Raw genomic sequence first — 12,502 nt, forward strand, 5'->3', positions numbered from 1 at the left:
GGTGATCCGGTCCGCCCCGCGCCGCAGGGACGTCCTGTCCCGCCGGAGATCCGGTGCCCGTCGGGTCCGGACCGTCGGGCCCGGCCGTCAGGCCCAGAGCTGGCCGTGCAAGGTCTCGATCGCCGCTTCCGTGGTGGGGGCGGTGTAGACGCCCGTCGACAGGTACTTCCAGCCGCCGTCGGCGACGACGAAGACGATGTCGGCAGGCTCGCCCGCCTTGACGGCCTTGTTGCCGACGCCGATCGCCGCGTGCAGCGCGGCGCCGGTGGAGACGCCCGCGAAGATGCCCTCCTGCTGGAGGAGTTCCCGGGTGCGGGTGACGGCGTCGGCGGATCCGACGGAGAAGCGGGTGGTGAGGACGGACGCGTCGTAGAGCTCGGGGACGAAGCCCTCGTCGAGGTTGCGCAGGCCGTAGACGAGGTCGTCGTAGCGGGGTTCGGCCGCGACGATCCTGACGTCCGGCTTGTGCTCACGCAGGTAGCGTCCGACGCCCATGAGCGTGCCGGTGGTGCCGAGGCCCGCCACGAAGTGCGTGAGGGAGGGGAGGTCGGCGAGGATCTCCGGGCCGGTGGTGGCGTAGTGGGCGCCCGCGTTGTCCGGGTTGCCGTACTGGTACAGCATCACCCAGTCGGGGTGCTCGGCCGAGAGCTCCTTGGCCACGCGCACGGCGGTGTTGGAGCCCCCCGCGGCCGGGGAGGAGATGATCTCGGCGCCCCACATGGCGAGCAGGTCGCGCCGTTCCTGCGAGGTGTTCTCCGGCATGACGCACACGATGCGGTAGCCCTTGAGCTTGGCCGCCATGGCGAGGGAGATGCCGGTGTTGCCGCTGGTCGGCTCGAGGATGGTGCAGCCGGGGGTGAGGCGGCCGTCCTTCTCCGCCTGCTCGACCATGTGGAGCGCGGGGCGGTCCTTGATCGAGCCGGTGGGGTTGCGGTCCTCGAGCTTGGCCCAGATGCGGACGTCCTCGGAGGGGGACAGCCGCGGCAGGCGGACCAGGGGCGTGTTGCCCACGGCGTCCAGCGGGGAGTCGTACCGCATCAGCGCATGCCGCCGGCGACGGCCGGGAGGATGGTGACGTTGTCGCCGTCGCTGAGCTTGGTGGAGATGCCGTCGAGGAAGCGGACGTCCTCGTCGTTGAGGTAGACGTTCACGAAGCGGCGGAGCTTGTCGCCGTCGACGATGCGCTCACGGATGCCGGTGTGACGGCTCTCCAGGTCGGCGAAGAGGTCGGCGAGGGTCTCACCGCTGCCTTCGACCGCCTTGGCGCCGTCGGTGTAGGTGCGGAGGATGGTCGGGATGCGGACCTCGATGGCCATGGCGTGGGCTCCTGTCGAAAGCGTGGAGGTGGCGGGGGCGCGCGTGGCGGGCCCCGCGCGGGGTGGTGCTTATGTGTGTGAGGCGCTCGGGCGGCTCAGACCGTGCGGTTCACGGGCATGCGGTGGCGGTACACATCGCGCTGGAGAGCCTGCACAGGTCGACGTGCAGCCGCGCGACGAGCAGCATGCCCGGCGTCTTGTCGCTCACGTCATGGGGAACCATGCGCTCATCGTATCGATTCCCGGCCCGCAACCCGGAGTGTGATCCCGCATGGTGGACGGTATGCGTTCGCCAGGTGGACAGAGGGTGGGGGCGGAGCGGCCCGCGCCGCCCCCGGGAGGTCAGGCGGCCGGGGGGTACGCCTCGACGACCTCGACGTCCTCCTCCGTGATCACTCCGTCCACGATGCGGTACGAGCGGAACTGGAACGGGCCGGCGTCGTCGGTGTCGGCGGTGGAGACCAGCACGTAGTGGGCGCCGGGCTCGTTGGCGTACGAGACGTCGGTACGGGAGGGATATGCCTCGGTCGCCGTGTGGGAGTGGTAGATGATCACCGGCTCCTCGTCGCGGTCGTCCATCTCGCGGTAGAGCTTCAGCAGGTCGCCCGAGTCGAACTCGTAGAACGTGGGCGAGCGCGCGGCGTTGAGCATCGGGATGAAGCGTTCGGCGCGGCCCGTCCCGGCGGGGCCCGCGACCACTCCGCACGCCTCGTCGGGGTGGTCGGCACGGGAGTGCGCGACGATCTGGTCGTAGAGCGCCTGGGTGAGGGTCAGCATGGCGCCAGGATAGACAGACGGGCCCTCCCGTACCGAAGGGTGGTACGGGAGGGCCCGGATGCCGGACACGACCGTTGGGGCGGCCGGTGCCCGGGGGGTGCCGTGGCGCGGGTCAGCGCTTGGCGAAGGCGGTGTTGTCGGGGTTGCGCGCCTTGAGGACCAGGTAGGACACGCCGAGGATGAGACCCCACAGCGGGGCGCAGTACAGCGAGATCCGGGCGTCCTTGTCGATGGCCATCATGACGATGACGAGGCCGATGAACCCGAGGGCGAACCAGCTGCTGAAGGGCGCGCCGGGCGCCCTGAAGGCGGACTGCGGGAGCTCGCCGCGGTCGGCCTTGGCCCGGTAGCGGATCTGGCAGACGAGGATCATGATCCAGGCCCACATGCCGGAGATGGTGGCGAAGGAGACGACGTAGTTGAACGCGTCGCCGGGCCACTGGTAGTTGATCCACACGCCGACGAGCATCAGGGCGGCGGAGAACGTGGTCCCGATGAGCGGCAGGCCGTTCTTCGTCAGCCTGGTGAACGCCTTCGGGCCCTGGCCGTTGAGGGCGAGGTCCCTGAGCATGCGCCCGGTGGAGTACATGCCGGAGTTGCAGGACGAGAGCGCGGCGGTGAGGACGACGAAGTTGACGATCGCGGCCCCGATGCCGAGACCCATCTCCTCGAACGCGGCGACGAACGGCGAGACGCCCGGCTGGAAGGTGCTCCACGGCACCACGGAGAGGATCATGATGAGGGCGCCGACGTAGAAGACGGCGATGCGCCACGGCACGGTGTTGATGGCCTTGGGCAGGACGGTCCTGGGGTCCTTGGACTCGCCCGCGGTGACACCGACGAGCTCGACGGCGAGGAAGGCGAACATCACGATCTGGAGGGTCATCAGCGTGCCGCTGATGCCTTCGGGGAAGAATCCGCCGTCGTTCCAGAGGTTGGCGACGGTGGCGGTGTCGCCGGCGTCGGAGAATCCGATCGTGAGCACCCCGGCACAGATGAGGATCATGCCGAGGATCGCGGTGACCTTGACCATCGAGAACCAGAACTCGAGCTCACCGAAGAGCTTGACGGAGATCAGGTTCGCCCCGTAGAGGATGACGGTGAACACGAGCGCGGACAGCCATTGCGGGATATCCCACCAGTACGTCATATAGGTCGCCGCGGCGGTGACTTCGGTGATTCCGGTGACGACCCAGAACAACCAGTACGTCCAGCCCGTCACGAATCCGAAGAAGGGGCCGAGGAATTCGCGGGCGTACTCCGAGAAGGAGCCGGACACCGGGCGGTACATGAGGAGTTCGCCCAGTGCGCGCATGATGAAGAAGATGACCAGGCCAGCGATGGCGTACGCCAGGATGAGGCTGGGCCCGGCCCTGTCGATGGCTTTGCCCGCGCCGAGGAAGAGCCCGGTCCCGATGGCGCCGCCGATGGCGATCATCTGGATCTGGCGGGCCCCCAGGCCACGCTGGTAGCCCTCGCCCGTCCTACCGGTCTCCGCGGCCTCGGGGCCGTCCGCCTGTCCGTTGTCGACCTGCGCCGATGTCATGGTGGTGCGCCTTTCTCCACGCCGATCCGCGCCGTCATAGGCGTCGGATCAGGTCCTGATCCCCCCGGATATGGATGGAGTGCCGCCGGCGTTCGGCCGGCTTGTAGCGCCCCCGGGGACAGGGGTGGCGTCCCCGGGCGGTCGTGAAGATTTATCACGTGTACCCGGACGGGCCGCCGGACATTATGTGGCGCACGCCACAGGAAAAAGCGGACAAGAGTCCCCAGCCGCTGCAAAGAAGGCTGTTCGGGTGACGGGATCGTTATTCGGATTTGAGCATCCGTTGAGCGAACCACCCGGCTACCGGGGCAGCCTCACGGCATCAGGGTTTCGACGAGCGTCTCCTGGAGTGCGCCGAGCCAGAGATAGGCCATCACCATCGGCTTGCGCGGGTCGCTGTCGGGGAGGCGGTAGAGGGAGCCGTCCTGGCCCTCGTCCTCGTCGGACACCTCCAGGCGGGTGCCGATGGTGAGGCGGAGGTCGTTGAGGGAGCCGAGCCAGTTGCGGCACTCGTCCGCCGTCAGGGTGAGCACGGCGCCCCCGTCCCCGGCCGGCGCGAGCGAGTCCAGGGTCCGGACGACGACGAGGGCGTCCTCGCGCTTGCGGGAGCGCAGGTCGTTCTCCGTGAAGCGGCGGAATTCCGCCGACGCCTCGCGGAGCTCCTTGTCTCCCTCCCCGTACCCCTCGGGGCTGCCGTAGGCCTCGGGGAACAGGCGTGCCAGTGCGGGGTCGGCGGGCGGCTCGCTCGGCCCCTCGGCGAACAGGGCGGCGAGGGGGTCCGCGCCGTCGGCGGGTTCGTCGCCGGGGCCGATGAGCTCGAGCAGCTGGACGGCGAGGGAGCGCAGGATGGCGATCTCGACCTCGTCGAGCGCGACGGCCGCGCCGCCGCCGGGGGTGGCCTCGAAGTGGCCGGCCATGAATTCTCCGATGGTGGGTCGGACGGAGGGGCAGCGGTCGGTCAGTTGCGGTCCTGCGTGAGCGTGGCCCAGAGCCCGTAGCCGTGCATGGCCTGGACGTCGCGTTCCATCTCCTCGCGGCTCCCGCTGGAGACGACGGCGCGGCCCTTGCGGTGGACGTCGAGCATCAGCTTGTGCGCCTTGTCCTTGGAGTACCCGAAGTAGGCCTGGAAGACATAGGCCACATAGCTCATCAGGTTGACCGGATCGTTGTGCACCAGCGTCACCCAGGGGACGTCGGGCTCGGGGACGGCGAAGGTCTCCTCGGCCGACTCGGGTCGTTCGATCTCTACGGGGGCAGCAACGCTCACATGCCCATGCTGCCACCAGGAGGGGGGCGGCGCACAAACGGAGCCCCCATCTCGTCAGTTTGACGAATAGGGAGTAGCATCCCCGGCATGAACTCAGCGGACCTTGGGCGACGGGTCGGTGTGCCGTCGACCGCGCTCTTCACCGACCAGTACGAGCTCACCATGGTGCAGGCCGCACTGAAAGCCGGCACGGCACAGCGGCGCTCCGTCTTCGAGGCCTTCACCCGGAGGCTGCCCGAAGGGCGGCGCTACGGCGTCGTCGCGGGCACCGGGCGGGTGCTGGACGCGGTGGAGAACTTCCACTTCGACGACGAGATGCTCGCCTTCCTGCGCGACCAGCGCATCGTCGACGGGGCCACCGTCGACTGGCTGGCCGGTTACCGCTTCAGCGGGGACATCTGGGGTTACCCGGAGGGCGAGGTGTACTTCCCCGGCTCGCCCCTGCTGCGGGTCGAGGGCTCCTTCGCCGAGTGCGTGCTGCTGGAGACCGTGATCCTGTCGATCCTCAACCACGACTCGGCGATCGCCGCCGCGGCGTCCCGGATGTCGGCCGCGGCGAGCGGCCGCCGGCTGATCGAGATGGGTGCGCGCCGCACGCACGAGCTGTCGGCGGTGGCCTCCGCACGCGCCGCGTACGTCGGCGGCTTCCACACCACGTCGGACCTGGCGGCCGGCTTCCGCTACAACATCCCGACCGTCGGGACGAGCGCGCACGCCTTCACCCTGCTGCACGACAGCGAGCGGGACGCCTTCCGGGCACAGGTGGACTCGCTGGGCCGGGGCACGTCACTGCTGGTCGACACGTACGACGTGACCGAGGCCGTCCGTGCGGCCGTGGAGATCGCCGGGCCCGAGCTCGGCGCCGTACGGATCGACTCGGGCGACCTGCTGCTGGTCGCCCACCGGGTGCGCCAGCAGCTGGACGAGCTGGGTGCCACGGAGACGAAGATCGTGGTGACGTCGGACCTGGACGAGTACGCGATCGCCTCGCTGGCCGCCGCACCGGTCGACGCCTACGGGGTGGGCACGCAGCTGGTCACCGGGAGCGGCCACCCGACGGCCTCCATGGTCTACAAGCTGGTCGCGCGGGCGGGCTCCGCCGATCCGGGTGATCCGCTCGTCCCCGTGGTGAAGAAGTCGCTGGGCGCGAAGACGTCCAGGGGCGGCCGCAAGTGGGCGGCGCGCCGGCTGGACGAGTACGGGGTGGCGGAGGCCGAGGTGATCGGCACCGGCGACGTGCCCCCGGAGCTGGCCGGCCGGCAGCTCCAGGTGGAGCTGGTCAGGGGCGGCGAGGTCGTCGCCCGGGAGCCGCTGGAGGCGGCGCGCGAGAGGCACATCGCGGCACGGTCGGGTCTTCCGATGTCGGCGATGCAGCTGTCGCGGGGCGAGCCGGTGATCCCCACGGAGTACGTCTGAGAGGGCGGCGGGGCCCAGGCGCACGGACCCGGCGGGTGTGCCCCCTCCCGCAGCCCCCCGCGAGTCTCTAGGCTCGATGGCGTCCGCACCCGTTCCGTGCCCGGCCCTTCCCCGCGACCACCGCCTCCGCGTCCCCGCCCGCCCCCGGCACCCGAGCCGACCCCCACCGAAGGACACCCGTCATGCATCGCGCCTTGATCGTCGTCGACGTTCAGAACGACTTCTGCGAGGGCGGCAGCCTCGCGGTGGCGGGCGGCGCCGATGTCGCCGCCGCCATCACCGACCTGATCGGCGAGGCCCGGCCCGGCTACCGCCACGTGGTGGCCACCCGCGACCACCACGTCGACCCGGGCGACCACTTCTCGGCGACGCCCGACTTCGAGCACTCCTGGCCGGCGCACTGCGTCGCGGGCACCGAAGGGGTGGGCTTCCATCCGAACTTCGCCCCGGCGGTCGCCTCCGGTGCGATCGACACCGTCTTCGACAAGGGGGCGTACGCCGCCGCGTACAGCGGCTTCGAAGGGGTCGACGAGAACGGGACCGGGCTCGCCCGGTGGCTGCGCGAGCGGTCCGTGACCGAGGTCGACGTCGTCGGTATCGCGACGGACCACTGCGTGCGCGCCACCGCCCTGGACGCCGCCCGTGAGGGCTTCGCGACGCACGTCCTGCTGGACCTGACCGCCGGGGTGGCCGAGGGGACGACGGAGCGGGCCCTGGCGGAGCTCCGTGCGGCGGGCGTGGTCCTGTCGGGCAAGCCGGTCGTCTGACCCGGGCCCCGGGCCCGCCGGTGGCCCGCGCTCCCGGGCGGCCTCAGGCCGCCGGGCGGGCGGGCCCCGCGTAACCGGCGGGGCCCAGCAGGGCGCGGATCGGGTGCCAGAGCTCCTGGTGGCGTGGTTCCTGTCCGGTCCGGTGCGCCGTGCGCCACAGCAGGCCGTCCGGGTGGTGCAGCACCGCGGTGATCTCGTCGGGGGTGGGCGGCTGGGCGTTGCCCCTGAGGTAGACGGCCCGCAGGCCGAGGTTGCGCAGTCTGGTCAGGGCGCGCGCCCGGTTGGCGGCGTGCACCAGCACCCGTACCGGGGCCCCCGGCCCGGCTCCGCCGGCCGGCCGGTCAAGGGCGAGTGCCACCACCACCGTGCCGTTCGGCAGTCTGCAGAAACCTCCGGCTGCCATGGCTTCGCACTCCCCCCGTAAGACATCGCGTCAACAAGAATTCGGTAGGACGCACCTAAACACGATCGGCCGCCGCCCGCTAGAGGGCGACGGCCGATCAAGGCGTGACCTGCGGTGTTACGGGTTACCTGCCCGCGGGCCCGACCTTCACGGTCATCGTGGAGCCGCTGAGCGGCTCGTTGACGATCGTGATCCGGGTGTTGGTGTCAGTGACCTTGACACTCCCGGTCGGGTTCTCCTTGTACCAGTACGTCCCGTGCCGGTCGTCGAAGACCGGGACGCCCAGCGAGGGCTTGATCTTCAGCGGCTTGTCGGCGTTGTGCAGCGTGAAGCCCTTGTTCGGGTACCAGCTGAACGGTGCGTCGAACGGCTGGATCTTGTTGCGCAGGAGCGAGCCGTCCGTCCACTTGAGCGGCTTGGCGTGCGAGTCCACCGGCAGGATCAGGCCCTGGCCCTCGTGCTGCGAGGTGTTGTTGTCCTTCTGGGAGGTGTCCCAGAGCCACACCATCAGGCCGTTCTGGTAGGCGTAGTGCTCGACCCAGTCGGGGCGGGTGGTGGTGAAGCCGAAGTTGTACGGGCCGACCGCGAGGGTCTTGTCGTACGACACGTACTGGCGGTTCTCCGCGAGGTAGTACTGCGGGTAGTCGTTGGTGAACGACGCACCGATCCGCGAGAAGCCCTTGGCGGTCCAGCCGTTGTCGTCGCCCTCGGCGTTGTCCGTGAAGAGCGCGGTGCCGTCGGCGGTGACGGTGACGGCGTCGGCCGTGAAGCCCTTGCCGCCCGCGCCGCCGTCCGTCTGGTAGCGGAAGCGCAGGTCGATCTTCTTGCCCGCGTAGGCGTCCAGCGGGAAGGAGAGCTTCCGGTACGCACCGGAGACGCCGGTCAGGGCCGGCTTGTCGCTGGCGTCGCGCGGGATGGCCTTGCCGTCGGCGGTGCCGTCCAGCGCGGTCCAGGAGGCGCCGCCGTTGTCCGACACCTCGGTGTAGAGGTAGTCGTAGTCGGCCTCGATGTCGTACCAGCCGGACAGGTCCAGCGAGGCGGACTTCCTGCCGGTCAGGTCCACCGAGCGGGTCAGGGTGTTCGACAGGTCGTCACCCATGTCGCTCCACCACTGCTTGGCACCCTCGGCGGGCTCGGTGACCGTGGTGGTGACGGCCTTCTCGGGCAGCTCGACGACGAGCGCCTGCTTGTCCTTGGTGTTGTACTCAGACACGCCCAGCTTGTGCGTCGAGTTGGTGGCGGCCTTGGCCGTGGCGTAGTCGAGCCAGCCCAGCTGCAGCTTGTCCCAGGCGGTCATGTCGCCGGGGAGGTTGCCTATCTCGCCGTCGCCGGTGCCGAGCCAGGAGCCCGCCGACATCAGGGACCAGAAGCCGACCGAGTTCTCGCCGCCACCGGAGGTGTCGTAGAGGTCCGGCAGGCCGAGGTCGTGGGCGTACTCGTGGGCGAAGACGCCCAGTCCGCCGTTCTCGGGCTGCGCGGTGTAGTCGCCGACCCAGATGCCCGTGTCACCGATCTCGGCGCCACCGGCCTTGTTGTTCGCGGGGCCCGTCGCACCGGCGTTGGTGCCGTAGGCGTACCAGCGGTGCGCCCAGATGGCGTTGGTGCCCTCGGCGCCGCCGCCCGCGGACTCGTCCTCGCCGGCGTGGACCAGCTGGAAGTGGTCGATGTAGCCGTCGGGCTCGTTGAAGTCGCCGTCGCCGTCGAAGTCGTAGCGGTCCCACTCGTCGTACCCCGCGAGGTCCGCCTTGATCTGTTCGAGCGTGCGGCCCTTGGCCTTCTGGTCGGCGACCCAGGCGTTGACGCCGTCGCGGACCGTGTCCCAGACGTTGGCGCAGTTGGTGGAACCGCAGTAGTTGGAGCCGTAACGAGCCTCGTTGTAGGGCACCTTGACCCAGTCGGAGACCTCGCCGTCGACCGAGTAACGCCCGGAGGACGTCTTCTCGTAGTACGTCTTGAGGGAGTCCTTGCCCTTGCCCTCGCCGAAGTACAGGTCCTGGAAGTGCTCCTGGTCGTAGTCGGCCTGCCAGGCGGTGCTGTTGTCCTTCGCCGGGTCCGGCTCGGCTATCCGGTTGTGCAGCGGGCCGGGCGTGCCGCCGTACTTCTTGACGGGCGGCTTGGGGCCGTCACCGTCGGGGTCGAACATCGTGGTGTCGTCGACCTTGTCGCCGAACTCCACGAGGATGGTGAAGATCTTGTCGGTCTTCTCCCGGCCGAGCTCCACGTACTTGCTCTTGCCGAGCTTGACGACCTTGGAACCGCCCTTGGCCGTCACCTTCTTGTCACCCGAAAGCACCTGTTCCAGCGCGGCCTGACGCTGGGCGTCCTGCTCCTTGCTGAAAGGGCCTTCCAGGTCGTGCTCGTGGGCCTTGGCCGGCGCGGGATCGCGCCTGTCCACGATGGAAGCGCCTGAGTCCGACGTCCTGTCGTCCGCCTGCGCCGTGGCGAAGGCGGATGCCGTCGCGGCGGTGGCGGCCAGGGCCACGGCCACGGCGGTGGCTCGCAGCGCTCGTCTCTGAGTGGTCACTTGATGCAGTCCTCCCCGGCGTTCGCGTCCGCGGCCAGGAAGGGTGAAGCGGGGCCGCGCGCGTTGACGCGTCACAAGTGACGACATTCGATCGGAGTTACGAGAGAAAAGACAGATCTTGACTTGCACAGGCCAAGTGCACTATGCGGGAGCCGCCTACCGGTATCCGGACGCCCAGGCGAGGTTGGGAGGTGACCGACCGGCGCGTGGGCCGCCTCGATCGGCGGCCGCGTGACTCAGTGCGCCCCCCGTGCACCGGCACCGTGGGTTAGGTCACGCTTACTACCCGTTCCCCCGGGGCATCCACCGTCGTAGAGTCGATTGACAGTGCGAACGTGTTGAGAGACCCCCATCCGACACCCGGAGGACGGAAAACGCCATGCCTCGTCCGACTGCCGCACAGTTCTCCTACGGTTCGCTCACCGTCGTCCTCTCGGCCCTCGCGATGCTGCTGCTCTCCGGCACGGACTCGGACGTGGGAGTGGCCGTCGTCTGCAGTGCCGCACTGGTCCTCGGCCTCCTCGTCGCCGTGACCGTCCCGCTGCCGGGACGCCGCGGTCCGGCCCGCCGGGCGACGGCACCGTCCCCGGCCCGCACCCGGCACGTGATCGAGGAGATCGACACGGCAGCCGCACACCGGGACCGTGTCGGTGAGCACTCGCTGCACCGCTGAGACCGCCTCGGCCCGCACCCGGCGCCACGCCGGTCATCGGACGGCGACCACCACGGTCTTGCCCGCCTTGTCCTGCAGTCCCTGCCGGTAGGGCTTGTCGGTGAACATCAGGATGATGTTGATCAGCCACCACAGGCACGGGCAGCACAGCAGTGCCGGGAGCCACAGCACGACGGCCCGCATCAGCGCGGAGCTCGTGTCGGGCACGGAACCGTCGTTGAGCATCGCCACCCGCATCTTCAGCAGCCGCTTACCGGGCGTCCTGCCGTCCTTGTGCGTGAAGTACGTGTCGTAGGCGACGTAGACGACCAGGCCGATCAGTGACCAGACCAGCTGATGCCCGCTGTAGGCGTTTCCCACCGCGTTGCCGAAGTCGTCGTCGTTGCCGTCCGACGAGACGTCCACCGCCCCGCCCCAGGGCAGCGAGATCAGGTACAGCGGGATCGAGATGATCAGGAAGTCGATCAGCCGCGCCAGGATCCGCTTGCCCGGCTCGGCGAGCGGCGGCATGCCCGCCAGCGGATCCGGACCGCCGTACGGCCCGCCGCCACCGAACGGTCCCGCGTCGTACGGCGGGGGCGGTGGCCCCTGCGGAGGCGGCGGGCCCTGCGGAGGACGCTTGGAGAAGGGATCGTCGTCGGGCGGCTGACCGGGTGGCGGCGGCGGTTCGTTGCTCATGGGGGCAGTGCACCGCGGCCCGCGCGGGCCCGCAACGGCTGAGGTGCTTTCGGGGGACGGGACGTCAGCACACGGGCGTACGGGGGTCCGGAAGGCCGGCACCGTCGCCCTGCGGGCCCGGCGTCCGTGGCCCGCACCGCCCTTGCGGCACTCCGTGCGGGCATGGGCGGCAGCCCGTGCCCGGCCCGTGGGACCCGCGCCACGGACCCCGCCCGCGGCCCCACGGACCCGTACCGCGGAATGTGCGCCACCGACCGGGCCCGCCGCCCCAGGGGCCCCTGTCCGCCCTCACACCGCGGGCGGCTCTCAGCCCGCGACGAAGGTACGGGCCGCCTTGTCGTGCCAGCACTGGCGCCACGGCCGGTCGACCAGGCACCACAGCACGTTGACCACACCGATGACGAGCAGGCCGAGGACCCCGTACACCAGCCAGCGGCGCAGCGCGGCCCCGAAGGCGGGCGCGTCGTGGGACTCGATGTCCCGGACCTCGATGCCACACAGCCTCTTGCCGAGCGTGCGGCCCCACCTGGCGGTGGGCAGGGCCTCCAGCACACAGCCCAGCACGAGGAACGCGACGACCGCGGCGCCGAGGAAGCCGGCCGTGGTGGAGTCCAGCAGCCAGACGGTGACCGTCTCGCCGGACCGCTTCGCCGCCTCGATCTTCCCGTCGACGTGGTCCAGCGCCCGGGTGGCCAACGGGAAGGCCACCGCCCCGGACAGGGCTCCGAGCACGACCGTGTCGAGGAGCCGGGCCGCCAGCCTCTTCCCGAGACCGGCGGGCCTCGCGGACGCCTGGGAGCGGGCCAGCTGCTGGAAGGGGTCGTCCACCGGAGGCTTCCAGGGGACGACGGGCTGCTGCTCCGGCCGGGCACCCTGCTGCGGTGCGGGGGCCTGGAGTTGCGGCCGGGAGTGGGCCGCCTGTCCGGGCTGGGCGAGCTGGTGGACCTGTTGCGCCCAGGAGGCGGATCCCCCGCCGGGGCCGGGGGTCAGCGGCGTGTGCGGTGCGGGAGCCGGGGCCTGGGCGACCGGGGGCCCGGCGGCCGGGGCGGGTGCCTGTGGAGCGGGGGCGGGCGCCTGCGGGGGGGCGGGAGGCGTGGCCCGCCTCGCCGTCGTGCCGTCGGCGGGTGCGGGTTCC

At 70.5% G+C, this 12,502-nt stretch carries 14 protein-coding genes; 3 read left to right on the forward strand and 11 right to left on the reverse strand.

Annotated elements, in window-relative coordinates; genetic code table 11:
• Positions 1–87 precede the first annotated feature (87 nt).
• The 7 genes from ABZ371_RS19960 to clpS form a co-directional block, all read right to left on the reverse strand.
• Positions 88–1,038 (reverse strand): cysteine synthase, encoded by a 951-nt coding sequence (locus tag ABZ371_RS19960; protein ID WP_358681237.1) that lies wholly within the window; start codon positions 1,036–1,038, stop codon positions 88–90.
• Entirely contained in the window at positions 1,038–1,316 is a 279-nt protein-coding gene (locus tag ABZ371_RS19965; RefSeq protein ID WP_358681240.1) for a MoaD/ThiS family protein, read from the reverse strand. The genes ABZ371_RS19960 and ABZ371_RS19965 overlap by 1 nt, the downstream gene beginning before the upstream one ends.
• A gap of 109 nt (positions 1,317–1,425) precedes the next feature.
• On the reverse strand, positions 1,426–1,539 hold the full coding sequence (locus ABZ371_RS19970; protein ID WP_358681242.1) for a putative leader peptide: 114 nt from the start codon (positions 1,537–1,539) through the stop codon (positions 1,426–1,428).
• A 119-nt stretch (positions 1,540–1,658) separates the two neighbouring features.
• Positions 1,659–2,093, reverse strand: a complete 435-nt coding sequence (locus tag ABZ371_RS19975; protein WP_358681245.1) for a M67 family metallopeptidase — start codon at positions 2,091–2,093, stop codon at positions 1,659–1,661.
• A 112-nt stretch (positions 2,094–2,205) separates the two neighbouring features.
• Positions 2,206–3,639: an amino acid permease gene (locus ABZ371_RS19980; protein WP_358681248.1), complete on the reverse strand. Its 1,434-nt coding sequence runs from the start codon at positions 3,637–3,639 to the stop codon at positions 2,206–2,208.
• A gap of 314 nt (positions 3,640–3,953) precedes the next feature.
• Positions 3,954–4,556: a DUF2017 domain-containing protein gene (locus ABZ371_RS19985; protein ID WP_358681251.1), complete on the reverse strand. Its 603-nt coding sequence runs from the start codon at positions 4,554–4,556 to the stop codon at positions 3,954–3,956.
• A 41-nt stretch (positions 4,557–4,597) separates the two neighbouring features.
• A complete protein-coding gene (gene clpS, locus ABZ371_RS19990) occupies positions 4,598–4,906 on the reverse strand; it encodes an ATP-dependent Clp protease adapter ClpS (protein ID WP_358681254.1) in 309 nt (102 codons plus the stop codon).
• A gap of 87 nt (positions 4,907–4,993) precedes the next feature.
• On the opposite strand from clpS, the gene ABZ371_RS19995 reads away from it, so the two are divergent.
• Both ABZ371_RS19995 and ABZ371_RS20000 read left to right on the forward strand, forming a co-directional pair.
• Positions 4,994–6,322 (forward strand): nicotinate phosphoribosyltransferase, encoded by a 1,329-nt coding sequence (locus ABZ371_RS19995; protein ID WP_358681257.1) that lies wholly within the window; start codon positions 4,994–4,996, stop codon positions 6,320–6,322.
• A gap of 182 nt (positions 6,323–6,504) precedes the next feature.
• Entirely contained in the window at positions 6,505–7,089 is a 585-nt protein-coding gene (locus tag ABZ371_RS20000; RefSeq protein ID WP_358681260.1) for an isochorismatase family protein, read from the forward strand.
• A 43-nt stretch (positions 7,090–7,132) separates the two neighbouring features.
• Here the strand turns inward: ABZ371_RS20000 and ABZ371_RS20005 are convergent, their stop codons facing one another.
• Together ABZ371_RS20005 and ABZ371_RS20010 are read right to left on the reverse strand one after the other, a co-directional pair.
• Complete coding sequence (locus tag ABZ371_RS20005) at positions 7,133–7,492, reverse strand: hypothetical protein (RefSeq protein WP_358681263.1); 360 nt, start codon at positions 7,490–7,492, stop codon at positions 7,133–7,135.
• Positions 7,493–7,616: 124 nt separating this feature from the next.
• A complete protein-coding gene (locus ABZ371_RS20010) occupies positions 7,617–10,016 on the reverse strand; it encodes an immune inhibitor A domain-containing protein (protein WP_358681266.1) in 2,400 nt (799 codons plus the stop codon).
• A gap of 379 nt (positions 10,017–10,395) precedes the next feature.
• Here ABZ371_RS20010 and ABZ371_RS20015 point away from each other — a divergent pair, with 379 nt between their 5' ends.
• A complete protein-coding gene (locus ABZ371_RS20015; protein ID WP_358681269.1) occupies positions 10,396–10,689 on the forward strand; it encodes a hypothetical protein in 294 nt (97 codons plus the stop codon).
• 33 nt (positions 10,690–10,722) lie between these two features.
• On the opposite strand, the gene ABZ371_RS20020 is transcribed toward ABZ371_RS20015, so the two are convergent.
• Entirely contained in the window at positions 10,723–11,367 is a 645-nt protein-coding gene (locus ABZ371_RS20020; RefSeq protein ID WP_358681271.1) for an RDD family protein, read from the reverse strand.
• Positions 11,368–11,673: 306 nt separating this feature from the next.
• Positions 11,674–12,502, reverse strand: an 829-nt coding sequence (locus ABZ371_RS20025) for an RDD family protein (protein ID WP_358681274.1), incomplete at its 5' end; no start/stop codon positions are given.

This window comes from Streptomyces sp. NPDC005899, from assembly GCF_040629645.1.
GTDB lineage: Bacteria > Actinomycetota > Actinomycetes > Streptomycetales > Streptomycetaceae > Streptomyces.